Here is a 23,259-nt window from a genome sequence, read left to right as displayed (position 1 = left end):
TTTTTGTGTGCCATGAGTCATTTCTCCTAGTGAGTAATTATGCTGATATTTAGCCTGAATACCGGTGATTTTGATCTCGGTGTACCACTGGCGTTGGCCCATACGCTTGATGTGGTGCTTACGACGACGGAACTTGATGATGCGGACTTTATCGTGACGACCTTGGGAGATCACTTCAGCCACAACGGTAGCGCCTGCAACAACTGGAGCGCCGATGTTCACGTCATCGCCATTGGCGACCAACAGAACGCGATCAAAAGTAACGGATTCGCCAGTAGCGATTTCCAGCTTCTCGATCTTCAGGTATTCACCTGGGGCGACCTTGTATTGCTTGCCACCAGTAACAATTACTGCGTACGACATGGTATTTCTCCGATAATCCTGCTCACCCAGCGCTTTATAAGAAGAGGTATTGGCTGGCATGGCTGCATGGGATGGACGTCCCGAATGCAATTGCGTAAGGCAGGTGCTGCCCAGGAAGTTCAGGGTGCGCGATTGTACGCAAGCTATGGAGGTGTTGCAAGTAGCCGTCTATCGCGCCTTGACACTACGGGACGCGGGTCCTAGCATGCCGCGCAACCCTTCTGGAGCGACTGTCGCTGATGCAACCCCAAGCTTTCTACCGCGCGGTGGCGGACGATTTTAGCGCCGTCGACGGCATCATCAAGAAGCAGCTGACTTCTAAAGTGCCGCTGGTCTCCAAAATTGGCGACTACATTACGTCGGCCGGCGGTAAACGCCTGCGTCCTTTATTAGTGTTGCTGTGTGGCAAGGCCCTGGGCCGCGAAGGCGATGACCTGCGCCTGCTGGCCGCGACCATCGAGTTCCTGCACACCGCCACCCTGCTGCACGACGACGTGGTCGACATGTCCGGCATGCGCCGTGGTCGCGAGACGGCCAACGCGATGTGGGGCAATGCGCCGAGCGTGCTGGTGGGCGACTTCCTGTACTCGCGCTCGTTCGAAATGATGGTCGAGCTGGGCTCGATGCCGGTGATGAAGATTCTTTCACAGGCCACGCGCATCATCGCCGAAGGCGAAGTGTTGCAGCTGTCGAAGGTTCGCGACGCCAGCACCACCGAAGAAACCTACATGGAAGTGATTCGCGGCAAAACCGCGATGCTCTTCGAAGCCTCGACCCACAGCGCCGCCGCCCTGTGCGAAGCGACGCCCGAGCAGAGCGAAGCCCTGCGCACGTTCGGCGATCACCTGGGCGTGGCCTTCCAGCTCGTGGACGACCTGCTGGACTATCGCGGCGACGCCGAAACCCTGGGCAAGAACGTCGGTGACGACCTGGCCGAGGGCAAGCCGACCTTGCCACTGATCTACACCATGCGCGAAGGCACGCCGGAACAGGCCGCCCTGGTGCGCAAGGCGATCCAGAAAGGCGGGATCGAAGACCTGGAAAGCATCCGCGAAGCCGTGGAAGCCTCGGGCTCCCTCGAATACACCGCGCAACTGGCCCGTGACTACGTGGCTCGCGCGATCCAATGCCTGGAAGCCCTTCCAGCCAGCGAATACCGGGACGCCCTGGTTGAGCTGAGTGAGTTCGCGGTCGCCCGTACTCACTGATTCTGCTCTGCTCCATGCAGGAGCTGGCTTGCCTGCGATTGCATCACCGCGGTGTACAGACAAACCGAGGTGCCTGCATCGCAGGCAAGCCAGCTCCCACAGCGTTCTCTGGCGTTGCTGCCCCCTGCCCGGCTAAAACCCTATACAATGTGCGCTTTTTAGCCATCCTGAAACCAAAGGAGCTTTAGTGAGCACGTTGCCACCCTGCCCGAAATGCAATTCCGAATACACCTACGAAGATGGCGCCCAGCTGATTTGCCCGGAATGCGCCCATGAGTGGGCCGTCGGCGGCGAAGCCGAGGCGACCAGCGATGAATCCGTGAAAAAAGACTCTGTGGGCAACGTCCTGCAGGACGGCGACACCATCACCGTGATCAAGGACCTCAAGGTCAAGGGCACGTCCCTGGTGGTCAAGGTCGGCACCAAGGTCAAGAACATCCGCCTGTGCGATGGCGACCACGATATCGACTGCAAGATCGACGGTATCGGCCCGATGAAACTCAAGTCCGAGTTCGTCCGCAAGGTCTGAATATGCTGCCTCCATCCCGTGCCCTGCACGGGATGGCGCTTCACCCTCCCCGCGTCAGTTCCGCACTGGCGGCAAAAGGCCAGGCCTTTTGATCAAAAACAATATCCACACAGAAAAGTCCGGAAATGGCCAATAGGGACTTGCTATTCTACGAATAAGAATTATTCTCATTGAAACCCATCAAGGAGATACTTCCCATGACTTATTTGATCGATGCCTGGCTGGACCGTCCACACCCTTACCTGCGAATCCTCCATCGGGAAACCGGGGAAGTCTGCGCGGTGCTGGAAGAAGAGGCGTTAAGCGAACTGCAGGATCAGGGCGACCTGGACGTCAATGGCCTGAGTTCCAGTGAGCCCGGGGTGCTGAAGGAAGTGGTGAGAAATCTGTTTCTGTTCTGCTATGCCCGAGCGTTGCGCCCGGTGACGGATCTCAATGGCAAGTTTCATCCATGAGCAACCGCGCAAAACACTGCAGGAGCGAGCAGGCTCGCTCCTGCAGGTAAGGTCTTACAGAACGTCGAGCAGCTCGACGTCAAACACCAGAACGCTGTGCGGCGGGATGCTGCCAACACCTTGAGCGCCGTAAGCCAGTTCGCTCGGCACGTACAGGCGCCATTTGCTGCCGGCATTCATCAGTTGCAGGGCTTCGGTCCAGCCGGCGATCACGCCGCCAACCGGGAATTCCGCAGGCTGGCCGCGCTCGTAGGAGCTGTCGAACACAGTGCCGTCGATCAGGGTGCCGTGGTAGTGAGTACGCACCTGGTCTTCACGGGTCGGCTTGGCGCCGCTACCTGCAGTCAGCACTTCAAATTGCAGGCCGGAAGCCAGGGTGGTGATGCCGTCACGCTTGGCGTTTTCAGCCAGGAAAGCCAGGCCTTCGCCAGCAGCAGCTTCAGCCTTTGCAGCGGCTTCGGCTTGCATGATTTCGCGGATGACCTTGAAGCTGGCGGCCATTTGCTCCTGGTCCACACGGCTAGGCTTGCCGGCAAAAGCGTCGGTCAGGCCAGCCAGGATCGCGTCCAGGCTCACGCCCGGTGGCGGGTTGTCGCGCAGCTGGTCGCCCAACTGACGGCCAATGCCGTAGCTCACGCGGGTTTCGTCGGTGGACAGATTAACTTCGGACATGGAAAGGCTCCGCTGTAGGACGACACAGGTGCCGTCCAAACTAAAAGGGCGAGCAGACTAGCACACAAGCCACACCCTTGATGAGCCCCGCGCAGGAGAGCGCCAGGGGCTGATTAATGCTTGGTAACCTTGTCCAGGTAGCCCATGGCAAACGCCGACACCACGAAGGTCATGTGAATGATCACGTACCATTTCAGGTGCTCGGGATCGACGTTCTTGGCGTCCATGAAGACCCGCAGCAGATGGATCGACGAAATCGCCACGATGGACGCCGCGACCTTCATCTTCAGCGACGAGGAGTCCATGGTCCCCAGCCAGTTGAGCTTCTCCTTGCTTTCGTCGATGTCCAGCTGGGAGACGAAGTTCTCGTAGCCGCTGATCATCACCATCACCAGCAGGCCGCCCACCAGGGCCATGTCGATCAACGACAGCAGCACCAGGATCACATCCGACTCGCTCATGGTGAACACGATGGGAATCACATGAAACACTTCCTGGAAGAACTTCAGGCCCAGCGCCAGCAGCCCCAGGGACAGCCCGAAATAGATCGGCGCCAACAGCCAGCGTGAGGCATACATTGCATTTTCGATAAAGCGTTCCATTGAATCTCACACAGCTTGGCTAAAAATGGCGGCGAGTATACCAGCCGCACCCAAACCCCAGAAACCGTCGAGAAAACTGATCTGTACGGCATCTGTTAAGGAATTTTTCTGCTAGTGTCGAGCTCATCAACTCGGCTCGATGATGTCGGACAGGAAAACTCAGATAATGGATGTGCGATCCCCTTTGGCCAGCCTTGGCCTGTGTGCGGCGTTGCTGATGGGCAGCGGTTGTTCCCCAAGCGATGAACACAAGCAAGCCAGTCTCGAAGAGAAAACCGCCAAGTTCGAACAATCCCTGGACGCCATCCAGGACCCCAAGCTCAAGGACGCCGTGTCCGAGCTCGGAGGCTCGCTGCTGTTGCTGGAACGGGCGCGCGCCAAGCTCGCCACCAAGCCCATCGAGGCCGAGTACAGCGAAGACGCCCTGGCGCTGCTCAAGCATTACCCTACGCCGCAGGCCCTGGTCGATACCTACATCAATGGCCTGTTTGTCCTGCGCAAGGCGTCCCATTCGGACTACCTGACGGACCTGCAGCCGATCTTCCCGTTCAACTTCAACATGCCCGACCAGTTCCCCTTCCCACACGGCCTGGAATGGCAGTCGGTGACCCTGAGCAACAACAAGGTCATCCCGTTCCAGCCGGAATGGTCGGAAACCGATCCGGGCATCCAGTTGAGCCCCACCAGTTCCAACCTGACCAACCCCGATGACCTGACGGTGACCTACCCGTTCGTCGAAGGCGTCGAGACGGAGAACAAAAGCCAGCCGCAGCCCGTCACCCTCAAGGGCAAGGTGGAAGTGATTGCCCCGCGTAAAGTCTTCACCTTCGACTTGTCGAAAAAGGACGTGGGCCGCAAGCGCACCGAAGAAAACGTCACCGTCACCCTGCTGGCCCTGGAAAAGAACTACGCCGAGATCGAACTGACCAACAGCGCCCCGCTGGCGCCGGAAGTCGCGGACGAATCGCCGAACCCGTTGCTGGTGCAGGCTCGTGACACCACCGGGCAATTTCTCTCGCGCTCGGGCTCGATCAACGAAAACGCCGCGCAACTGGCGTTCTACGAGAAGCAACTGGCCGAAATGCAGAAGCAGAAGGGCTGGTCCGACGCCTTCGAGAAACAGCTGGAAGACGAGCAGAAAGCCTTCGAGCTCAAGCAGAACAGCCACTACACCAAGGTGTACTTCAATGGCCTGATCGACAATGTGCAAGTCAGCGTGCTCGACTTTTCCCAGGCCACGGTGACCCGCAAGGACCTGGACCTGCCCGTACGGCGCTTCGACAAGAACAGCCTGGAAAAAACCGTACAGCCGTTGCCGATGCCCGTCACGGTGTATGACGACCAGGCTGCGGATTGGCTCAAGGACGCCACCCTGTCCGAAGACCAACTGAAGAAAAGCGTCACCATCAACCAGTCGGTGGATGACGCCAGTGCGGCGCACGTTGAGTTCGATCACCCCTACACCTTCAACGACGACCTGCTGGGCGAGGACCGCGGCGGCGGCGATGCCCCGGTGACGTTCCTCACCGCCAACGACGAAGGCAAGCTTGGCGAGCCGATCGAACTGCCCGCCGAAGCCTACGAGGTCGACCCGGGGCGCGGCACCATCACCTATGACCTGAACCTGTTCCCTGAAAACCCGGGGTTTGCCGTCGGATCAATGCCGCTGTTCCTGGCGACCATCGAGAAAGGCAGCCTCACTGCCGGGCAACTGCCCAAGGGCCTGGAGCTGAAGGACAACGCGCTGATTGTCGACCAGAAGCTGTTCCCCTCTGACAGCTGGCGGTTCTATGCCAAGGACGCCAGCGGCAACTACCTGAAGGAAATTCTCGGCGTCAGCCACCGCGCCGAGGAATACGGCACGGCGCTGTTCGACGTGCATTACTTCTACGGCCAGCCGACGACATTGGAAACCTACCAGCGCACCGGCCTGGACACGGTGCAGTATGGGTTTGAGGTGAAGCTGGACAAACCCGAGGCGGCCCCTGCCCCCAAGCCATAGCCCCTCCCCCGCCCCCGTAGCAGCTGTCGAGCGCCAGCTGCTACGGGGGGAGTGCGGTCAGCGGATATCGCTTAGCACCGTCTGCCGCCCACCATTGAGTTGTCGCAAGTGCGCCTGCAGGTGCAGGCACCAGATCTGCGGGTCGTCAGCCAGCTCGTAGCCGTGCAGGGTCAGGCTTTCAACAATCGAATCGAGGATGGTTTGTGCCACGAAAGGTCCGTGGAACGGGCCTTGGGACTTGATGGTGGAGGGTTGTTCGCCGGTCATTCCGGCGGCAAACAACAAGGTCCACATCCCGGTATCCCCCGCGAGAGGGCGAATGGAACATTCGATACGGGTGACCAGGCCCAGGCACTGGCGGGTGAGGCAGAGGTTGCGCGACATGGCGGCGACCCTCGGTAGATCCGGTATTCAGCCTCGCAAGGCAAGACTGTTTCTATCCAGCGACTCCTGTGGCTATCCCTTGAGCTGAGAATAGAAGAAACCCGGTACAAACCAAGGCTGGGGGACCAACGGATGACTGCCGTCACGACGGCGTCAAAAATATGCCGAAGGGACCTGGAACCAGGCCCCTTCGGAATTGATTACACCGGCTTGGTCTCAGCCAGTGCTTCCTGCGCCAACTCCTTCTCGGCTTCCTTCAGGTCATCTTCACTGATCATCTCGGCGATCGCCCGCAGACGCTCCACCACCCGCGCATTGACGCTGCCTTCGGGGAACTGCCCCTCCTCGTCGGGCGAACCCGCAGGCTCACCCACCAGCAGGCTCAAGGCCTCGTCGGCCTGACGCACGGCATAGACGTGGAATTGCCCCTGCCGCACGGCCTGCAACACCTTCTCATCGAGCATCAGTGTCGCGACGTTGGCCTGGGGAATGATCGCCCCCTGCTCGCCGGTCAGCCCGCGGGCCTCGCAAAGACGGAAGAAACCTTCGATCTTCTCGTTGACCCCGCCGACCGCCTGCACCTCACCAAACTGGTTGATCGAGCCGGTGATGGCAAAGCACTGCTTGAGCGGCGTCTTCGACAGGGCCGAGATCAAGGTGCAGGCTTCGCCCAGGGACGCGCTGTCGCCGTCGACATAGCCGTAGGACTGCTCAAGGGCGATACTCGCCGAGATCGCCAACGGGAATTCCTGGGCATAACGGCTGCCCAGGTAACCGGTGAGGATCATCACGCCCTTGGAGTGAATCGGCTGGCCGAGGTTAACTTCACGCTCGATATCGACGATGCCGCTGCCGCCCGGGTACACCGTGGCAGAAATCCGCGCCGGCACACCAAACGCCGAGTCACCCACCTCCAGCACCGTCAGCCCGTTGCACTTGCCCACCGCCGCGCCGGCGGTGTCGATCAGGATCACCCCGGCGAGCATGTCGTCGAGAATCCGCGCCGACACCCGCCCGGTGCGCGTGGCCTTGGCCTTGAGTGCGCGCTCGATGTGCCCGGAGTCGGTGCGCTCATCACCGGCCAAGTGACGAATGAAGTCCGCCTCGCTGACCAGCTGGAACAAATCACCGATACGCGCCGACAAGCGGCCCTGGTTCTCCGCCAACCGCGCGCTGTAGGTCGCCAGCCGCGCCACCGCATCGGAGGTCAACGGCGCCATGCCTTCTTCCGAGGTGCGGGTTTTCAGCAACTGGGCGAACTGCTCCAGGCTTTCATCCACCATCGGGATGTCTTCGTCAAAATCCACCAGTACCCGGAACATCTCCTGGAAGTCCGGATCCGCGTCCTGCAACGCGTAGTACAACTGGCGGGAGCCGATGATGATCACCTTGAGCTGCAACGGGATCACTTGCGGGTTGAGGGTCACCGTGGCCAGGCGGCCCAGTTCGCCCAGCGGTGATTCCATCTTCAGCTTGCGCGATTGCAAGGCACGCTTGAGGGCGTCCCATACAAACGGCTCGCTGAGCATCTTCTCGGCTTCAAGGATCAGGAAACCACCGTTGGCACGGTGCAGCGCACCCGGGCGCAATTGGCGATAGGTGGTGTAGAGCGCGCCCTGGTCGGTGCTGTATTCAATACGACCGAACAGGTTGTCGTAGGTCGGATGCGGCTCGAAGACCACCGGGGCGCCACCGTTGATCGGATGCCCCACCACCAGGCTCGGGCAGTACTGTTCTTCCAGCAACTTGCGGGCCTGGGCGTCGGTTTTCGCATCGTCCACCAGTTGCTCGACCACGGTTTTCAGCAGGTAGACCTGCATCGCCTGCAAGTAGCCGCAGACGGCCGCGTTCTCCGCATATTTTTCGGACAACGGCGCCAGCAGTGGCTGCAAGGCCAGCGTGATGGTTTCTTCGTTGAACTGGCGCATCTGGTTATTGGACTCGCGCTTCCACTGGGGCAGGCTGGCGAGTTCTTCGTTGAGGCGTTCTTCCAGTTCGGAAATATCGGTGTGGAAACGCTCGCGGTCGGCTTCGGGCAACTGCGAGAACTCGGCCTCGTCCAGGGCCTTGCCGTCGAGCATCGGGGTAAACGCAATGTTGGTGCTGTCACGGTACAGCGCCACGTCTTTTTCCAGGGCCAGGCGCTCGATGACGTCCAGGGCACGGTCGTAACGCTGGTTGAAGGCACGGTCGATGGCGCTTTTGCGCTGTTGATACGTCGGGTGTTCAAACACCGCCGGGAAGGTCGCGACCAGGTTGTCGATCAGGCCGTTGATATCGGAGATGAACGCGGCAGCACCGCCCGCAGGCAGTTCCAGCGCGCGGGGTTCGCGAGGCTCATCGAAATTATTGACGTAGACCCAGTCGGCCGGGGTCTGCAGGCGCTTGCCTTCGGCCTTGAGGTAGCGTTTGACGAACGAAAAGCGCCCGGTACCGGGCTCACCCATCACAAATACGTTGTAACCGGGGCGTGGCATGGCCACACCAAACTGCAAGGCTTCGACCGCACGTTCCTGGCCAAGCACACCGCGAAAGGGCTCCAAATCATTGGTGGTCGAGAAGCTGAACTGTTCAGCGGAAAAAGGACGAGTCAGCGCTTCGGGCGCTAGACGCAAGCTGGCAGCAACAGGATCAGGCATCGGGCTTCCTTACATCAGGCGGGGCAGATGACGGCATTCTGGCGCCGGGTTGGGCCGGCTGGCAAGGACGGCTTGGGGAAAGCATAGACCCGTGTTCGGGGCTGTAAAAAAACCGAGTGTTTCCGGCTTGTTTCATAAAAAGTCACGGAACCCTTGGATCATGCCTAAACTCCAACCTGCTGCGGGTTGGACTAATAACCGACCCCTAGGGTGCTGTCAGGCACCTGAACCCTTGTCCATTGGTTTGCACACAAAGAGAACAAAGCTATGAAACGGATCCTTCTCGGTACTCTCTTCACCGTCGTCTCCCTCAATGCAATGGCAGAAGCGCCAGGTGGCCCGAACTGCGGTTGGGGCAACATGTTGTTCGAAGGCCAACGCGGCACTCCGGCTCACTTCCTGGCCTCCACCACCAACGGTACCTCGGGTAACGCCACGTTCGGCATGACCTCGGGCACCAACGGCTGCAGCACCAACAGCGCACTGACCTACGGTGGCAAATCGTGGATTGCCATGAATGGCATGATGAACGAGCTGTCCGAAGACATGGCCAAGGGTAACGGCGAAGCGCTGACTACCTACGCTGTAGTACTGGGCGTTGCTCCTGAAGATCGCGAGCACTTTGCCGCTGTGACTCACGAGCACTTCCAGCAAATCTTCAGCAAGGCTGACGTAACCGCTGATGACGTGCACAACAACACCCTGGCTGTACTGAAAAGCGACACCCGTCTGGCGAAATACGCTACCCAGGCTTAAGCTCGACCCGCCCGTGCCTTTCGAGGCACGGGTTTTATTATTTTTGGACCTGCCTCCCCTTTGGGTCTTTTTATCTCGACTTAAGTTGCCCACATGCTCAAACGCCTTGCCTACCTGGCACTCTTCGCCTGCGCCCCGCTGTATGCGGCGCCGCACCTTGATGATCAACGTTTGCAGCAACTGGCCAACGACCCGTTCTGGCTTTCGCTGGGGCACTACGAATCCGGCAAGTTCAAAGGCTGGCGTAGCTATGTCAGCGACAAGAAATTCTTCCTCGCTCCCGATGGCGCCCACCATCCGGACCAGGAGCTGAAGGCCACTGTCGAGGCGCTGTATGCCCCGGCCAGCCTCGGCGAAAAGCACGCCCAATGCGTTTACCCGGCACGTACACGCTGGCTCAAGGACCAGTTGCACCTGAGCGACTTGCCGGCGCTGGACTGCAAGGAGTTCAAGCAATGGTTCAAGGACGTCGCCCCCCACAGCGCGGTGATGATCTTCCCGGCGGCCTACCTCAACAGCCCATCATCAATGTTCGGCCATACCCTGCTGCGCATCGACCAGGCTGACGTGCAGAGCAACAACACCGCCCTGCTCAGCTACGCGATCAACTTTGGCGCCTATATCGAAGGCTCGGACAACAGCATCCTCTACGCCTGGAAGGGCCTGATGGGCGGCTACCCGGGCCTGTTCGCGCTGGTGCCCTACCAGGAAAAACTCTCGGAATACCGTAGCCTGGAGAACCGCGACCTGTGGGAATACCGCCTGAACCTGACCCAGGTCGAGACCGAGCGCATGGTCGAGCACGTGTGGGAACTCAAGCAGATCCAGTTCGACTACTTCTTCTTCGACGAAAACTGCTCCTATCGCCTGCTGGAACTGCTGCAAGTGGCCCGCCCAAGCCTGCGGTTGACCGAACAATTCCCGCTGACCGCGATCCCTACCGACACGGTAAAAGCCGTGAAAGAAGCCGGCTTGGTGGAGAAAATCGATTACCGCCCTTCCCGTGAACGGGAGCTGCTGGAACGCGCCAAGCCGCTGGACAGCGACGAGCAGCAATGGGTGCTGAAGATCAGCGACGACCAGAAACAACTGCAGGACCCGGCGTTCAAGGCCATCGCCAAAGACCGCCAGGCCCTGATCATCGACGCCGCCTACCGCCTTGGCCGCTACCGCGCCAACGGCCTGGAGCGCGACACCGAACGTTCCCAGCGCAGCTTCGAACTGCTGCGGGCGATCAACCAGAACCCGGCGCCGGACCTGAAGATCGAACGCCCCGGCCTGCCCGAAGACGGCCACGAATCCCGCACCTGGCAAGCCGGCATCGGCACCCGGGGCGACAAGGCCTTCGGCGAATACGGCCTGCGCATGGCCTACCACGACCTGAACGACAACGCCGAAGGCTTCCCCTTGGGCGCGCAGATTGAAATCCTGCAAATGAAACTGCGCCAGTACGAAGGCAACCACTGGCAATTGCAGCAACTGGATCTGGCAACCATCCGCTCACTGACCCCACGCAACGAGCTGCTGCAGCCGTGGTCGTGGCAAGTCACCGGCGGCCTGGAGCGCGTACCGGGCAAGCATGACGACGAGACACTCGTCAGCCACGTCAACGGTGGCGCGGGCGGCACCTGGCAACTGCGCGACGACATGCTTGGCTTCGCCCTCGGCACGGTGCGCGTGGAGCACAACAGCGACTTCGGTGAAGCCATCTCCCCGGCTGCCGGGTTCAATACAGGTGTGTTGTGGCGCAACCCGCTGGGCAACCTGAGCCTGGAAGCCAAGGGTGACTTCTTCACCAATGGCGAGGTGCGGCGCAGTATCAGCCTGAATCAACAGTGGGAATTGTCGCGCAACCTGGGGCTGAGACTGAGTGCGCAGCGGGAATACAGCCACCTCGCGACACCGGTGAACGAAGTGATGCTGGAAGTGAAGTGGTATCACTATTAATCCCTGAGCCGTAGATCGTTCCCACGCTCCGCGTGGGAATGCATCCTGTGACGCTCTGCGTCACGACCTTTAAAAGCGGACGCAGAGCGTCCAGAGCGGCATGCCCACGCAGAGCGTGGGAACGATCTCTAATTAGTCCATAAGGAGCTTGCTCCCTCGCCACAGGGGCGCGTGATCGCCCGAAGCCGCAGCGTCACACGGATTTCTCACATCCGTTTCACATACCCCGAACGAATCCACTCCTACACTTCCCCCATCAGCCGTTCAACGGCCAGGGAGCAAGCGATGTGGCGGTACGCTGGAGTGCTGGGCCTGTTGGCCCTGCTGTCGGGTTGCCAATCAACCCATGAGGATTTGCTGGCCAAGGGTTATCCACCCGCCTTCGCCGATGGCTATGACGACGGTTGCAGCAGCGGCCGCCAGGCTGCCGGGGTGATCACCGGGGAATTTCGCAAGAACGTCCCGCGCTACCTGAAAGACCGCACCTACGCCGAAGGCTGGGATGATGGCTTTCGCCAATGCAAGGCCATGCGCGAGAACGAAGACCTGAACGACTACAAGAATCGCCACTGGGACGACCGCGAACGCGCCTGGCAACAGGAAAAAGACCGCGACGCTGCCAGGGCCTTTCGCTCGCAATAGGTCGCTTCCAGACATCCAGCGAAACTTAACCCCTGCGACCATGGCCCAAACTCCATAGCAGGAGAACGTCATGAGTCGAGCTTTCGTCAACGAAGACAGCGCCGCTGCCCAGGCCAGCCAACCGGTGGAACGCCAGGTCAGCGCGCAACCCAATCACCTCACTGCCCGCGGACTTGCACAATTGCAGGCCAGGGTCGCGCAGTTGCAGCATGAGCACAGCGAAGAATCCGCCAAGGGCGAGCAGGCCGATAAACAGCGCCAGGCCGACCTTGAGCGGGATTTGCGTTACTTCAACCAGCGCCTGCAAAGCGCACAGGTGGTGGCGCCGGCAACCTCCACCGACAAGGTGCAAATCGGCAGCTGGGTGACCTTTGCCAACGAACAGGACGAAGAGCAGCGCATTCAGTTAGTGGGCGAAGACCAGGCCGACGCCACGGTGGGCCTGATCAACTGGGGTTCGCCCCTGGGCCGCGCGCTGCTGGGTGCACAGGTGGGCGACGAGGTGCTGTGGAGGCGCCCCGTCGGTGATCAGTTGATCGAAATCCTGCGCATCGAACCCGAGGGTTAAACGATGCCCTGGGCCAGCATTGCATCCGCAACCTTCACGAAGCCTGCAATGTTGGCGCCCTTCACGTAGTTGACCCGGCCGTTCTCTTCGCCGTAGTGCACGCACGCATGGTGGATCGACTGCATGATGTTGTGCAGCTTGCTGTCCACTTCACCGGCGGTCCACAGCAGGCGCATGGCGTTCTGCGACATCTCCAGCCCGCTCACCGCCACCCCGCCGGCATTGGACGCCTTGCCCGGCGCGAACAGGATGCCGGCCTCGATAAAGATATCCACCGCCTCCAGGGTGGTCGGCATGTTGGCGCCTTCGGCCACGCAGACGCAGCCATTGCGCAACAGGGTGCGCGCCGCTTCGGCGTCCAGTTCATTCTGGGTGGCGCAGGGCAACGCGATGTCGCAGGCCAGTTCCCATGGTGCTTTGCCGGCGCGGAATTCCAGGCCGAAACGCGATGCCAGCTCGCTGATGCGCCCGCGCTGTACGTTTTTCAGTTCAAGCAGTGCCGACCATTGTTCTTCGGTCAAACCGCTTTCGCAGTACAGGGTGCCTTCGGAGTCGGACAAGGAAATCACCTTGCCGCCCAGGTCCATGACCTTGCGCGCCGCGTACTGGGCGACGTTGCCGGAGCCGGAGATGGCCACGCGCTTGCCTTCGACCCGCTCGCCGTTGCGCTTGAGCATTTCTTCAGCGAAGTACACGCAGCCAAAACCGGTGGCCTCCGGGCGAATCAGGCTGCCGCCGTAGCTCATGCCCTTGCCGGTCAGCACCGAGGTGAACTGGTTGCTCAGGCGCTTGTACTGGCCGAACAGGAAGCCGATCTCCCGGGCGCCCACGCCAATATCACCGGCGGGCACGTCCACGTCCGAGCCGATATGGCGATACAGCTCGCTCATGAACGCCTGGCAGAAACGCATCACCTCGGCGTCGCTCTTGCCCTTGGGATCGAAGTCCGAGCCGCCCTTGCCGCCGCCCATGGGCAGCGAGGTCAGGGAGTTCTTGAAGGTTTGTTCGAAGGCGAGAAATTTCAGCACGCCCAGGTTCACCGACGGGTGGAAGCGCAGGCCACCTTTATAAGGGCCGATGGCGCTGTTCATCTGGATCCGGAACCCGCGGTTGACCCGTACTTTGCCCTGGTCATCTTCCCACGACACCCGGAACACAATTGCACGTTCCGGCTCGCAGATGCGCTCCAGGATGCCCGAGTTCAAGTAGTGGGGATTGGCTTCAAGAAACGGCCACAAACTGCGCAGGACTTCTTCCACGGCCTGGTGGAATTCCGGCTGGTCGGGGTCGCGTTTCTTGAGGCGGGCAAGGAAGGATTCAACGGATTCGATCATGAAAAGTCTCGGCAAATTTATTGTCGTTAAAGGAGATTTGTCCCGGACTTTATCAATTCATGTCGCACCGCGACAGGGCAAAATGTCGCTTTTGTGAATTTAAATGGTGCATTAGATATAAATACAGGCGTTTTTTGCACCTTAATGAGGATTTCAATCCAGGCCTTGCACCAACAGTTAATCCGCTATCGCAGGCAAGCCAGCTCCTACATTTGATCCAGTGCATCCATGACAATGCGGTCAACTGTGGGGGCTGGCTTGCCTGCGATGCAGACGACGCGGTCCACCTGAAAACACGCAAAAAAAAGCGGAACCCGAAGGCTCCGCTTGTTCAAACCACCAACCCGGATCAGGCCAGTTTCTTGTGCCGTACACGATGCGGCTGGGCAGCAGCTTCGCCGAGGCGTTTCTTGCGATCGGCTTCGTATTCGGTGTAGTTGCCTTCGAAGAACACCGCCTGGGAGTCGTCTTCGTACGCCAGGATGTGAGTGGCCACGCGGTCAAGGAACCACCGATCGTGAGAGATCACAATGGCGGCGCCCGGGAAGTCCAGCAGGGCTTCTTCCAGGGAACGCAGGGTTTCAACGTCGAGGTCGTTTGACGGTTCGTCGAGCAGCAATACGTTGCCGCCTTCTTTCAGGGTCAGGGCCAGGTGCAAGCGACCGCGCTCACCACCGGACAGGTCCTTGACGAACTTCTGCTGGTCGCCGCCCTTGAAGTTGAAGCGACCCACGTAGGTGCGCGACGGGATTTCGTAGTTGCCGATACGGATCTGGTCGGAACCGTCGGAAATCTGCTGGAACACCGTCTTGCTGCCGTCGAGGTCGTCGCGGCTCTGGTCAACGCAAGCCAGTTGCACGGTTTCGCCGACTTCGATGGTGCCCGAGTCCGGTTGCTCCTTGCCCATCAGCATGCGGAACAGTGTGGATTTACCCGCACCGTTACCGCCGATCACGCCAACGATGGCGCCTTTTGGCATGGAGAACGACAGGTTGTCGATCAACACGCGGTCGCCGTAGCCCTTGCAGACGTTCTTGAACTCGATGACCTTGTCACCCAGGCGCGGACCGGCCGGGATGTAGATTTCGTTGGTCTCGGAACGCTTCTGGAATTCCTGGGACTGCATCTCTTCGAAACGCGCCAGACGGGCCTTGGATTTCGACTGACGCGCCTTGGCGCCTTTACGCACCCATTCCAGCTCGTCTTTCATGGCCTTTTCATGGGCCGACTGTTGCTTGGATTCGGCGGCCAGACGGTCGGACTTGGCTTCCAGCCAACCGGAGTAGTTGCCCTCGTAAGGGATACCGGCGCCACGGTCGAGCTCGAGGATCCAGCCAGCAACGTTGTCCAGGAAGTACCGGTCGTGCGTGATCGCAACCACGGTGCCCGGGAAGTCGTGCAGGAAATGCTCCAGCCAGGCGACGGAATCGGCGTCCAGGTGGTTGGTCGGTTCGTCGAGCAGCAGCATGTCGGGGGCCGACAGCAGCAGGCGGCACAGGGCCACACGACGCTTTTCACCACCGGACAGGTGTTCAACCTTGGCGTCCCACGCCGGCAGGCGCAGCGCGTCGGCGGCGACTTCCAGCTGGCGGTCCAGGTTGTGACCGTCGGCGGCTTGCAGGATGGCTTCGAGCTTGGCCTGTTCTGCCGCCAGTTTGTCGAAGTCGGCGTCTTCTTCAGCGTAGGCCGCGTAGACCTCGTCCAGGCGGGCCTGGGCGTTCTTGATCACGCTGACCGCTTCCTCGACCACTTCACGCACGGTCTTGGTCGGGTCCAGGATAGGTTCCTGTGGCAGGTAGCCGATGTTCAGGTCGGGCATCGGGCGGGCTTCGCCGTCGAACTCGGTGTCGACGCCGGCCATGATTTTCAACAGGGTGGATTTACCCGAACCGTTGAGGCCGAGCACGCCGATCTTGGCGCCCGGGAAGAAGGACAGAGAAATGTTTTTCAGGATTTCCCGCTTCGGCGGAACAACTTTTCCCAGCCGATGCATGGTGAAGACGTATTGAGCCATGGTGAACCTAGCGTCAGTGACTGATGAATTAAGCGGGCGAAACCCGTGCCAGGCCATGCGCCGCGCGGGCCGTTGATGTCTATCAATGCCTGCGTGCGGTAGATGCCTGATTGTCTGGGGCTGGAACGCCCTCGCGTAACCGGCAAAGCTACCTGAATGCGGGTGGGCAGTCCAGCCAGGCGGGGCTGGCACTTTGCCACAACACAAGGCATGCTAGCCGCCCTCCGGGCGTCCGGCTTATAGTGCACGTCGCGCGCCAGTCCAGCCAAACCGCAGGATCACAGTTTGTCCAACGTAACGCCGCCAACTCCCCTGCGCGCCGCTCATATAGCGCCGGGAGCGCCCCTGCACGGAACCCTGAAGGGCGCATTGGCGACGCTGGTCCTGTTGCTGCTCGCGTTATTGTTCTGGCAACTGCTGGACCAGTTGCAGCAAAACCAGAAAAACCAGCAGCAATACACCATCGACTACAGCGCCGACCTGGCCGAACAGATCAGCCTGAACATGGCCCTCAGTGCGCAGATTGCGCTGAACCTGCTGCCGATCGTCGAACCGCCGCGGGACGCCGAACAGCAACAAATCCTGATGCGCACCTTGCAACGCTCCTTGCCGGAGTTGCGCAGCGTCGCCCTGCTCGCCCCCAGCGGCGCGATGATCAGTGACAGCGCCAGCGACAGCCAGGACAGCGCCTGGCTCGAAGAACTGGTCAAGCGCAGCCACGCCCAGTCCTATTACCTGAGCAACAACAACGACGGCACCGTCATCTACCTGCTGCTGCACCAGCCCAGCGGCGGCACCAAGATGTACTGGGCCTTGCGCCTGGCCCCCAATTACCTGGCCAACCTGACCCGCCAGGATGGCCAGGGCCAGCGCCCGATGTGGGTCATCGAAAACCGCCTGAACCACCGGGTGGTCAGCCGTGACAGCGGGATGCCGGCCCAATGGGCCACCGCGTTGACCCCGGACGAATTGAACAAAAGTGTACTGGTCACGCCCCTGAGCAAGAGCGACTGGCAACTGCGCGGCCTGTTCGACCGCGCCGCCGTGCTGGAGCAACTGCTGCCGGCCTTTATCGGCAAATGCTTGCTGGGCCTGGCCTTCTCGCTGATCCCGGTGATCGTGCTGCTGAACATGCGCCGCCGCCAGCGCCAGGTGCACGAGGGCCGCCGGCGCTACCAGGATATTTTCGAAGGCACCGGCGTGGCCCTGTGCGTGCTCGACCTGTCGGGCCTGCGCGCGTTCTTCGATAGAGCCCGACTGCAAACCCGCGAGCAGTTGCAACAGTTGCTGCAAGACAACCCGGAACAGCGCCAGCAACTGCTCAAGGAACTGCGCATCACCGAGGTCAACCAGGTGGCGGTGCGCTTGCTGAATGTTGCCTCTTGCGAGCAGGCCTGGGAACGCCTGATCGACGCCTGCCCGTCGAGCCCGACCGCCATCGGCAACCAGGTGATCGACGCGGTGCTGACCCAGCAGAAGCAGCTTGAACTGGAAATCCAGCTCAGCGATATCGAAGGCAACGACCAATACCTGTGGCTGGTGATGCGCCTGCCGGAACAACAGGACGACTTCAAGGCCGTGATCCTGAGCATCAGCGACATCACCAGCCGCAAGCTGATCGAGTTGTCACTGGTGGAGCGCGAGGGTTTCTGGTCGGACGTGGTGCGCACCGTGCCCGATCACCTGTATGTGCAGGACGTGATCAGCCAGCGGATGATTTTCAGCAACCACCACCTGGGCCACACCCTGGGCTACAACAAGCCCGAGCTGCAGCAGATGGGCGAGTACTTCTGGGAGATCCTGCTGCACCCCGAAGACGCCGAGCGTTACCACGACCTGCGCCTGCAACAGCGCCAGGCCGGCTACCTGAGCCAGTTGCAGTGCCAGTTGCGCTTTCGCCACCGCAACAACCAATGGCGGCGCTTCGACATCCGCGAACAGGCCCTGGCCCGTGACAAGACTGACCAGGTGACGCGCATCATCGGCGTGGCCAAGGACATCACCGACCAGATCGAAGCCAGTGAATCCCTGCGTGACAGCGAACAGCGCTACCGCATGCTGGCGGAAAGCATCAGCGACGTAATCTTCTCCACCGACAGCAAGCTGGCCCTCAACTACGTCAGCCCTTCGGTGAACGCGGTGCTGGGCTATGACGTCGACTGGATCTTCGAAAACGGCTGGCAATCGACCATCGCCAACCCGCAGCAACTGACCGGTATCTACTCCCTGGTGGAGCAAGTCAGCCGCGCCCTGGACCAACCCGAATCCCTCGCGGCCTTGCGCAACGACGTGCAGACCCAACTGTTCCTGTTCGACTGCCTGCGGGCCGACGGGCGCAAGATCCCCATCGAACTGCGCCTGGTGCTGGTGTGGGACGAACACGGCGCGTTCGAGGGCATCCTTGGCGTGGGTCGCGATATCAGCCAGCAGCGCCGTGCGGAAAAAGACCTGCGCATGGCGGCCACGGTATTCGAACACTCCACCTCGGCGATCCTGATCACCGACCCGGCCGGCTACATCGTGCAGGCCAACGAGGCGTTCAGCCGGGTCAGCGGTTATGCGGTGGCGGACGTGCTCGACCAGTTGCCGAACATGCTCACCGTCGACGAACAGCAGGAAGCCCACCTGCGCTACGTGCTCAAGCAATTGCACCAGCACAGCACCTGGGAAGGCGAAGTGTGGCTCAAGCGCCGCAACGGCGAGCATTACCCGGCCTGGGTCGGAATTACTGCCGTGTTCGATGACGAAGGCGACCTGGCCAGCTACGTGTGCTTCTTCAGCGACATCAGCGAACGCAAGGCCAGCGAGCAGCGCATCCACCGCCTGGCCTACTACGACGCCCTGACCCACCTGCCCAACCGCACGCTGTTCCAGGACCGCCTGCACACCGCGCTGCAATCGGCGGAACGGCAGAAGTCGTGGGTGGTGTTGATGTTCCTCGACCTAGACCGCTTCAAGCCGATCAACGACTCCCTGGGCCACGCCGCCGGCGACCGCATGCTCAAGGAAATGGCCACCCGCCTGCTGGGCTGCGTCGCCGAAGACGACACCGTGGCGCGCATGGGTGGCGACGAGTTCACCTTGCTGCTGCAACCGCGGGTCAACCGTGAGATGGCGCTGAACCGGGCGATTCACGTGGCCGAGCAGATTCTGGCCAGCCTGGTGAAGCCGTTTGTGCTGGAGGGCCGCGAGTTCTTCGTCACCGCCAGTATCGGCATCGCCCTGAGCCCGCAGGACGGCAACGAACTCAGCCAGTTGATGAAAAACGCCGACACGGCGATGTACCACGCCAAGGAGCGGGGCAAGAACAACTTCCAGTTCTACCAGGCCGACATGAACGCCAGCGCCCTGGAACGCCTGGAGCTGGAAAGCGACCTGCGCCACGCCCTGGAACAGAACGAATTCGTGCTGTATTACCAGCCGCAGTTCAGCGGCGACGGCAAACGTTTGACCGGCGCCGAAGCCCTGCTGCGCTGGCGCCATCCGCGTCGCGGGCTAGTGCCGCCGGGGGACTTCATCCCGGTGTTGGAGGAGTTGGGGCTGGTGGTGGACGTGGGTGACTGGGTGATCAGCGAAGCCTGCCGCCAACTCAAGACCTGGCACCAGAACAAGGTGCGGGTACCCAAGGTCTCGGTCAACATTTCGGCCCGGCAGTTCTCCGACGGGCAACTGGGCGAGCGCATCGCCACCATCCTCAAGGACACCGGCCTGCCGCCGGCGTGCCTGGAGCTGGAGCTGACCGAAAGTATCCTGATGCGCGAGGTCAACGAAGCGATGCAGATCCTCGCCAGCCTGAAAAACCTCGGCCTGAGCATCGCGGTAGATGACTTCGGCACCGGTTATTCATCGCTGAACTACCTCAAGCAGTTCCCCATCGACGTGCTGAAGATCGACCGCACCTTTGTCGACGGCCTGCCGTCGGGTGAGCAGGATGCGCAGATTGCCCGGGCGATTATCGCCATGGCCCACAGCCTGAACCTGGCGGTGATCGCCGAGGGTGTGGAAACCCATGAGCAGCTGGACTTCCTGCGGGAGCACGGTTGCGATGAGGTGCAGGGCTACCTGTTCGGGCGACCGATGCCGGCGAACCGGTTTGAGGCGCAGTTCAGCAATGATGCGCTGTTCATGTTCGATTGAAATCCTCAGGTGATGCTGATGGCCTCATCGCGAGCAAGCCCGCTCCCACATTCGACCGTATTCCACCTGAAGGAACCCGATTGAATGTGGGAGCGGGCTTGCTCGCGAAGGGGCCCGAACAAACACCACCTATCCCCAGATGAGCCCCGCTTGTCCGCGACATGATGTCCTTTCATATGCCATCTAAAACCCATTGGGTTAGAATGCGCTTCTTTTCTGCCCCCGATCCTTGAGGACCGCCATGTTCAGCCGTGATTTGACTATTGCCAAGTACGACGCCGATCTCTTTGCCGCCATGGAGCAAGAAGCTCAGCGCCAGGAAGAGCACATTGAGCTGATCGCTTCGGAAAACTACACCAGCCCCGCCGTGATGGAGGCTCAAGGTTCGGTTCTGACCAACAAGTACGCCGAAGGCTATCCGGGCAAGCGCTACTACGGCGGTTGCGAGTTCGTCGACATCGTTGAGCAACTGGCCATCGACCGCGCCAAGGAACTGTTCGGCGCCGATTACGCCAACGTCCAGCCACACGCCGGCTCCCAAGCCAACAGCGCCGTGTACCTGGCCCTGCTGCAAGCGGGCGACACCATCCTGGGCATGAGCCTGGCCCACGGCGGTCACCTGACCCACGGCGCCAGCGTTTCCTCCTCCGGCAAGCTGTACAACGCCGTTCAGTACGGCATCGACGGCAACGGCCTGATCGACTACGACGAAGTCGAGCGCCTGGCCGTTGAGCACAAGCCAAAAATGATCGTGGCCGGTTTCTCTGCCTACTCGCAGATCCTGGATTTCCCACGCTTCCGCGAAATCGCTGACAAGGTCGGCGCCTACCTGTTCGTCGACATGGCCCACGTGGCCGGTCTGGTCGCCGCTGGCGTCTACCCGAACCCGGTGCCGTTCGCTGACGTCGTGACCACCACCACCCACAAGACCCTGCGCGGTCCACGTGGCGGCCTGATCCTGGCTCGCGCCAACGCCGAGATCGAGAAGAAGCTGAACTCCGCGGTATTCCCGGGCGGCCAGGGTGGCCCGCTGGAGCACGTGATCGCCGCCAAAGCGATCTGCTTCAAGGAAGCCCTGCAGCCTGAGTTCAAGACCTACCAGCAGCAAGTGGTGAAAAACGCCAAGGCCATGGCCGGCGTGTTCATCGAGCGCGGTTTTGACGTGGTGTCCGGCGGTACTGAGAACCACCTGTTCCTGCTGTCGCTGATCAAGCAGGACATCTCCGGTAAAGACGCTGACGCCGCTCTGGGCAAAGCCTTCATCACCGTGAACAAGAACTCGGTACCGAACGACCCACGTTCGCCGTTCGTCACCTCCGGCCTGCGCTTCGGCACCCCGGCTGTGACCACTCGTGGCTTCAAGGAAGCAGAGTGCAAGGAACTGGCTGGCTGGATCTGCGACATCCTGGCTGACCTGAACAACGAAGCAGTGATTGATTCTGTTCGTGAGAAGGTCAAGGCCATCTGCAAGAAGCTGCCGGTATATGGCGCTTGATTGCAGTTGCTTGAATGAAAAGCCCGGCTCTTGAGCCGGGCTTTTTTATGCCTGAAAACGCTGCTTTCTCAATTTGAAATGACATCAAATGTGGGAGCGGGCTTGCTCGCGAAAGCGCTGTGTCAGTTGATGCATGGGCTGACTGATACACCGCTTTCGCGAGCAAGCCCGCTCCCACATTTTGACTGCATTTCAAGTCAGGATTGGTAAACCCGCGCAAAGCCTTCGCGAATCTTCTCTTCCGGCAACTCGTCAGCAATAAACACAATCACACTTTCCCGCGCTTCGCCTTCGGCCCATTCGGTGTCCCAATCGAACCCGTAGAGCTTCAGCACGCCCTGGAACACCATGCGCCGGTCTTCCCCGGCAATGTTCAGCACGCCTTTGTAGCGCAGCAATTGCTTGCCGTGGTCTTCCAGCAGCTCGTTCATGAACTCGCTGAGTTTGTCGATATCCAGCGGCTGGTCAGTGCGCAACACCAGGCTGGAAATACGATCGATGGACGGCGCCTGGCTCACCGGGCGCAAGCTCATGCCGGCGTTGAGGTTGAAGCCGCGCACATCCAGCAGTTCGGCGAGGTCGATCTTGCCGTGTTCCACCACACGAATCGGCGCCCGGCGGTTGATACGAGTCAGGCGCTCGCTGAGGGCGTCGAAGGTGGCATCGTCCACCAGGTCGCGCTTGCTCACCAGCAGGCGGTCGGCAAACCCGATCTGCGCCTGGGCGATGGTCTGGGTCAGGTGGTGCTCGGCGTGGGCCGCGTCCACCAGGGTGATGATGCCGTCGAGGATGTAGCGCTCGCGCAGTTCTTCATCGATGAAAAAGGTCTGGGCCACGGGGGCCGGGTCGGCCAGGCCGGTGCACTCGATCACCAGGCGGTCGAAGGCGATCTCGCCGCTGTCCAGGCGCTCCAGCAACAGGTATAGGGCCTTGGTCAGGTCAGTGTGGATGGTGCAACACACACAGCCATTGGACAGGGTCATGACTTGCACCGGCTCGCTGCCCAGCAGTTGGGTGTCGATACCGGCGTCGCTGAATTCATTTTCGATCACGGCGATTTTCAAGCCGTGCTCGGCCTTGAGCAGGTGACGCAACAAGGTGGTCTTGCCAGCGCCGAGGAAGCCGCTGAGGACGGTGACGGGAATGGGAGAGGACAAAGAATTCTCCTTGAAGAAACACAAAACAAATGTGGGAGCGGGCTTGCTCGCGAAGGCGGCGTGTCAGTCAGCACATGCATCACTGAAAGACCGCCTTCGCGAGCAAGCCCGCTCCCACAAGGGATCACCGCAGCCCGAACTACCGGGTTAGCAGCACTTGGGCCCACCCTTGCCGCCGTAACGGGCCTCCTGGCGTTCCCGGAAGAACGCCTTGTAGTCCATCATCGGTTTGTCCGGGTGTTTGGTTTGCATATGCTCGACGTAGGTGTCGTAGTCGGGCATGCCGACCATCAGGCGCGCGGCCTGACCGAGGTATTTACCGAGGCGACTGATGTCATTGAACATGATTGCAATC

General features: G+C 60.7%; 19 protein-coding genes. 10 read left to right on the top strand and 9 right to left on the bottom strand.

Annotated elements, in window-relative coordinates:
• On the bottom strand, positions 1 to 363 hold a 363-nt coding region (gene rplU / locus ACIOMR_RS27400; RefSeq protein WP_401197446.1), incomplete at its 3' end, for a 50S ribosomal protein L21.
• A 239-nt stretch (positions 364 to 602) separates the two neighbouring features.
• Here rplU and ACIOMR_RS27395 point away from each other — a divergent pair.
• The 3 genes from ACIOMR_RS27395 (at position 603) to ACIOMR_RS27385 (ending at position 2,555) form a co-directional block, all read left to right on the top strand.
• Positions 603 to 1,571 carry a polyprenyl synthetase family protein gene (locus ACIOMR_RS27395; RefSeq protein ID WP_003215860.1) on the top strand — a complete coding sequence of 323 codons (969 nt, stop codon included), beginning with the start codon at positions 603 to 605 and terminating at the stop codon, positions 1,569 to 1,571.
• Between the two features lie 187 nt (positions 1,572 to 1,758).
• Complete coding sequence (locus ACIOMR_RS27390; protein ID WP_102369929.1) at positions 1,759 to 2,100, top strand: zinc ribbon domain-containing protein YjdM; 342 nt, start codon at positions 1,759 to 1,761, stop codon at positions 2,098 to 2,100.
• 197 nt (positions 2,101 to 2,297) lie between these two features.
• Positions 2,298 to 2,555, top strand: coding sequence for a hypothetical protein (locus tag ACIOMR_RS27385; protein WP_003215856.1), 258 nt, complete (start codon positions 2,298 to 2,300; stop codon positions 2,553 to 2,555).
• Positions 2,556 to 2,609: 54 nt separating this feature from the next.
• On the opposite strand, the gene ACIOMR_RS27380 is transcribed toward ACIOMR_RS27385, so the two are convergent.
• Both ACIOMR_RS27380 and ACIOMR_RS27375 read right to left on the bottom strand, forming a co-directional pair.
• Positions 2,610 to 3,227 (bottom strand): FKBP-type peptidyl-prolyl cis-trans isomerase, encoded by a 618-nt coding sequence (locus ACIOMR_RS27380; RefSeq protein WP_003215854.1) that lies wholly within the window; start codon positions 3,225 to 3,227, stop codon positions 2,610 to 2,612.
• 113 nt (positions 3,228 to 3,340) lie between these two features.
• On the bottom strand, positions 3,341 to 3,829 hold the full coding sequence (locus tag ACIOMR_RS27375) for a TIGR00645 family protein (RefSeq protein ID WP_003215853.1): 489 nt from the start codon (positions 3,827 to 3,829) through the stop codon (positions 3,341 to 3,343).
• 166 nt (positions 3,830 to 3,995) lie between these two features.
• Here ACIOMR_RS27375 and ACIOMR_RS27370 point away from each other — a divergent pair, with 166 nt between their 5' ends.
• Positions 3,996 to 5,831, top strand: coding sequence for a hypothetical protein (locus tag ACIOMR_RS27370; RefSeq protein ID WP_102369930.1), 1,836 nt, complete (start codon positions 3,996 to 3,998; stop codon positions 5,829 to 5,831).
• A 57-nt stretch (positions 5,832 to 5,888) separates the two neighbouring features.
• Here the strand turns inward: ACIOMR_RS27370 and ACIOMR_RS27365 are convergent, their stop codons facing one another.
• Both ACIOMR_RS27365 and ACIOMR_RS27360 read right to left on the bottom strand, forming a co-directional pair.
• Complete coding sequence (locus tag ACIOMR_RS27365) at positions 5,889 to 6,215, bottom strand: hypothetical protein (RefSeq protein ID WP_003215849.1); 327 nt, start codon at positions 6,213 to 6,215, stop codon at positions 5,889 to 5,891.
• Positions 6,216 to 6,415: 200 nt separating this feature from the next.
• The gene (locus tag ACIOMR_RS27360; RefSeq protein ID WP_003215847.1) at positions 6,416 to 8,854 is read right to left on the bottom strand and encodes a Lon protease family protein; all 2,439 of its coding nucleotides are present in this window, start codon (positions 8,852 to 8,854) and stop codon (positions 6,416 to 6,418) included.
• 267 nt (positions 8,855 to 9,121) lie between these two features.
• Between ACIOMR_RS27360 and ACIOMR_RS27355 the strand changes: the two genes are divergently transcribed.
• From ACIOMR_RS27355 to ACIOMR_RS27340, 4 genes are all read left to right on the top strand, one after another.
• Complete coding sequence (locus ACIOMR_RS27355) at positions 9,122 to 9,610, top strand: DUF3015 domain-containing protein (RefSeq protein ID WP_003215845.1); 489 nt, start codon at positions 9,122 to 9,124, stop codon at positions 9,608 to 9,610.
• Between the two features lie 93 nt (positions 9,611 to 9,703).
• The gene (locus ACIOMR_RS27350; protein ID WP_087695249.1) at positions 9,704 to 11,557 is read left to right on the top strand and encodes a DUF4105 domain-containing protein; all 1,854 of its coding nucleotides are present in this window, start codon (positions 9,704 to 9,706) and stop codon (positions 11,555 to 11,557) included.
• 285 nt (positions 11,558 to 11,842) lie between these two features.
• Positions 11,843 to 12,199 carry a hypothetical protein gene (locus tag ACIOMR_RS27345; protein WP_102369931.1) on the top strand — a complete coding sequence of 119 codons (357 nt, stop codon included), beginning with the start codon at positions 11,843 to 11,845 and terminating at the stop codon, positions 12,197 to 12,199.
• A 70-nt stretch (positions 12,200 to 12,269) separates the two neighbouring features.
• On the top strand, positions 12,270 to 12,767 hold the full coding sequence (locus ACIOMR_RS27340) for a GreA/GreB family elongation factor (protein ID WP_003215837.1): 498 nt from the start codon (positions 12,270 to 12,272) through the stop codon (positions 12,765 to 12,767).
• Here the strand turns inward: ACIOMR_RS27340 and gdhA are convergent.
• Together gdhA and ettA are read right to left on the bottom strand one after the other, a co-directional pair.
• Positions 12,764 to 14,101 carry an NADP-specific glutamate dehydrogenase gene (gene gdhA, locus ACIOMR_RS27335; RefSeq protein ID WP_003215835.1) on the bottom strand — a complete coding sequence of 446 codons (1,338 nt, stop codon included), beginning with the start codon at positions 14,099 to 14,101 and terminating at the stop codon, positions 12,764 to 12,766. The genes ACIOMR_RS27340 and gdhA overlap by 4 nt on opposite strands.
• A gap of 349 nt (positions 14,102 to 14,450) precedes the next feature.
• Positions 14,451 to 16,115 (bottom strand): energy-dependent translational throttle protein EttA, encoded by a 1,665-nt coding sequence (gene ettA / locus ACIOMR_RS27330; protein ID WP_003215833.1) that lies wholly within the window; start codon positions 16,113 to 16,115, stop codon positions 14,451 to 14,453.
• A gap of 285 nt (positions 16,116 to 16,400) precedes the next feature.
• On the opposite strand from ettA, the gene ACIOMR_RS27325 reads away from it, so the two are divergent.
• The gene (locus tag ACIOMR_RS27325; protein WP_102369934.1) at positions 16,401 to 20,252 is read left to right on the top strand and encodes a bifunctional diguanylate cyclase/phosphodiesterase; all 3,852 of its coding nucleotides are present in this window, start codon (positions 16,401 to 16,403) and stop codon (positions 20,250 to 20,252) included.
• A 241-nt stretch (positions 20,253 to 20,493) separates the two neighbouring features.
• Positions 20,494 to 21,747, top strand: a complete 1,254-nt coding sequence (gene glyA / locus ACIOMR_RS27320) for a serine hydroxymethyltransferase (RefSeq protein WP_003215829.1) — start codon at positions 20,494 to 20,496, stop codon at positions 21,745 to 21,747.
• Positions 21,748 to 21,944: 197 nt separating this feature from the next.
• On the opposite strand, the gene yjiA is transcribed toward glyA, so the two are convergent.
• Together yjiA and ACIOMR_RS27310 are read right to left on the bottom strand one after the other, a co-directional pair.
• Positions 21,945 to 22,904: a GTPase gene (yjiA, locus tag ACIOMR_RS27315; protein WP_003215828.1), complete on the bottom strand. Its 960-nt coding sequence runs from the start codon at positions 22,902 to 22,904 to the stop codon at positions 21,945 to 21,947.
• 147 nt (positions 22,905 to 23,051) lie between these two features.
• Positions 23,052 to 23,249 (bottom strand): YbdD/YjiX family protein, encoded by a 198-nt coding sequence (locus ACIOMR_RS27310; protein WP_003176208.1) that lies wholly within the window; start codon positions 23,247 to 23,249, stop codon positions 23,052 to 23,054.
• Between the last annotated feature and the right edge of the window lie 10 nt (positions 23,250 to 23,259).

This window comes from Pseudomonas sp. NPDC087814, from assembly GCF_044742865.1.
Taxonomy (GTDB): Bacteria; Pseudomonadota; Gammaproteobacteria; order Pseudomonadales; family Pseudomonadaceae; genus Aquipseudomonas.
This window is presented reverse-complemented; position numbering and strand designations above follow the sequence as displayed.

What these genes read in the sequence shown, in the direction of transcription:
- ACIOMR_RS27395 (WP_003215860.1), top strand. Translation starts at nt 603, where the DNA reads ATGCAACCCCAAGCTTTCTACCGCGCGGTGGCGGACGATTTTAGCGCC.
- ACIOMR_RS27385 (WP_003215856.1), top strand. Translation starts at nt 2,298, where the DNA reads ATGACTTATTTGATCGATGCCTGGCTGGACCGTCCACACCCTTACCTG.
- ACIOMR_RS27380 (WP_003215854.1), bottom strand. Translation starts at nt 3,227, where the DNA reads ATGTCCGAAGTTAATCTGTCCACCGACGAAACCCGCGTGAGCTACGGC.
- ACIOMR_RS27375 (WP_003215853.1), bottom strand. Translation starts at nt 3,829, where the DNA reads ATGGAACGCTTTATCGAAAATGCAATGTATGCCTCACGCTGGCTGTTG.
- ACIOMR_RS27370 (WP_102369930.1), top strand. Translation starts at nt 3,996, where the DNA reads ATGGATGTGCGATCCCCTTTGGCCAGCCTTGGCCTGTGTGCGGCGTTG.
- ACIOMR_RS27365 (WP_003215849.1), bottom strand. Translation starts at nt 6,215, where the DNA reads ATGTCGCGCAACCTCTGCCTCACCCGCCAGTGCCTGGGCCTGGTCACC.
- ACIOMR_RS27360 (WP_003215847.1), bottom strand. Translation starts at nt 8,854, where the DNA reads ATGCCTGATCCTGTTGCTGCCAGCTTGCGTCTAGCGCCCGAAGCGCTG.
- ACIOMR_RS27355 (WP_003215845.1), top strand. Translation starts at nt 9,122, where the DNA reads ATGAAACGGATCCTTCTCGGTACTCTCTTCACCGTCGTCTCCCTCAAT.
- ACIOMR_RS27350 (WP_087695249.1), top strand. Translation starts at nt 9,704, where the DNA reads ATGCTCAAACGCCTTGCCTACCTGGCACTCTTCGCCTGCGCCCCGCTG.
- ACIOMR_RS27345 (WP_102369931.1), top strand. Translation starts at nt 11,843, where the DNA reads ATGTGGCGGTACGCTGGAGTGCTGGGCCTGTTGGCCCTGCTGTCGGGT.
- ACIOMR_RS27340 (WP_003215837.1), top strand. Translation starts at nt 12,270, where the DNA reads ATGAGTCGAGCTTTCGTCAACGAAGACAGCGCCGCTGCCCAGGCCAGC.
- gdhA (WP_003215835.1), bottom strand. Translation starts at nt 14,101, where the DNA reads ATGATCGAATCCGTTGAATCCTTCCTTGCCCGCCTCAAGAAACGCGAC.
- ettA (WP_003215833.1), bottom strand. Translation starts at nt 16,115, where the DNA reads ATGGCTCAATACGTCTTCACCATGCATCGGCTGGGAAAAGTTGTTCCG.
- glyA (WP_003215829.1), top strand. Translation starts at nt 20,494, where the DNA reads ATGTTCAGCCGTGATTTGACTATTGCCAAGTACGACGCCGATCTCTTT.
- ACIOMR_RS27310 (WP_003176208.1), bottom strand. Translation starts at nt 23,249, where the DNA reads ATGTTCAATGACATCAGTCGCCTCGGTAAATACCTCGGTCAGGCCGCG.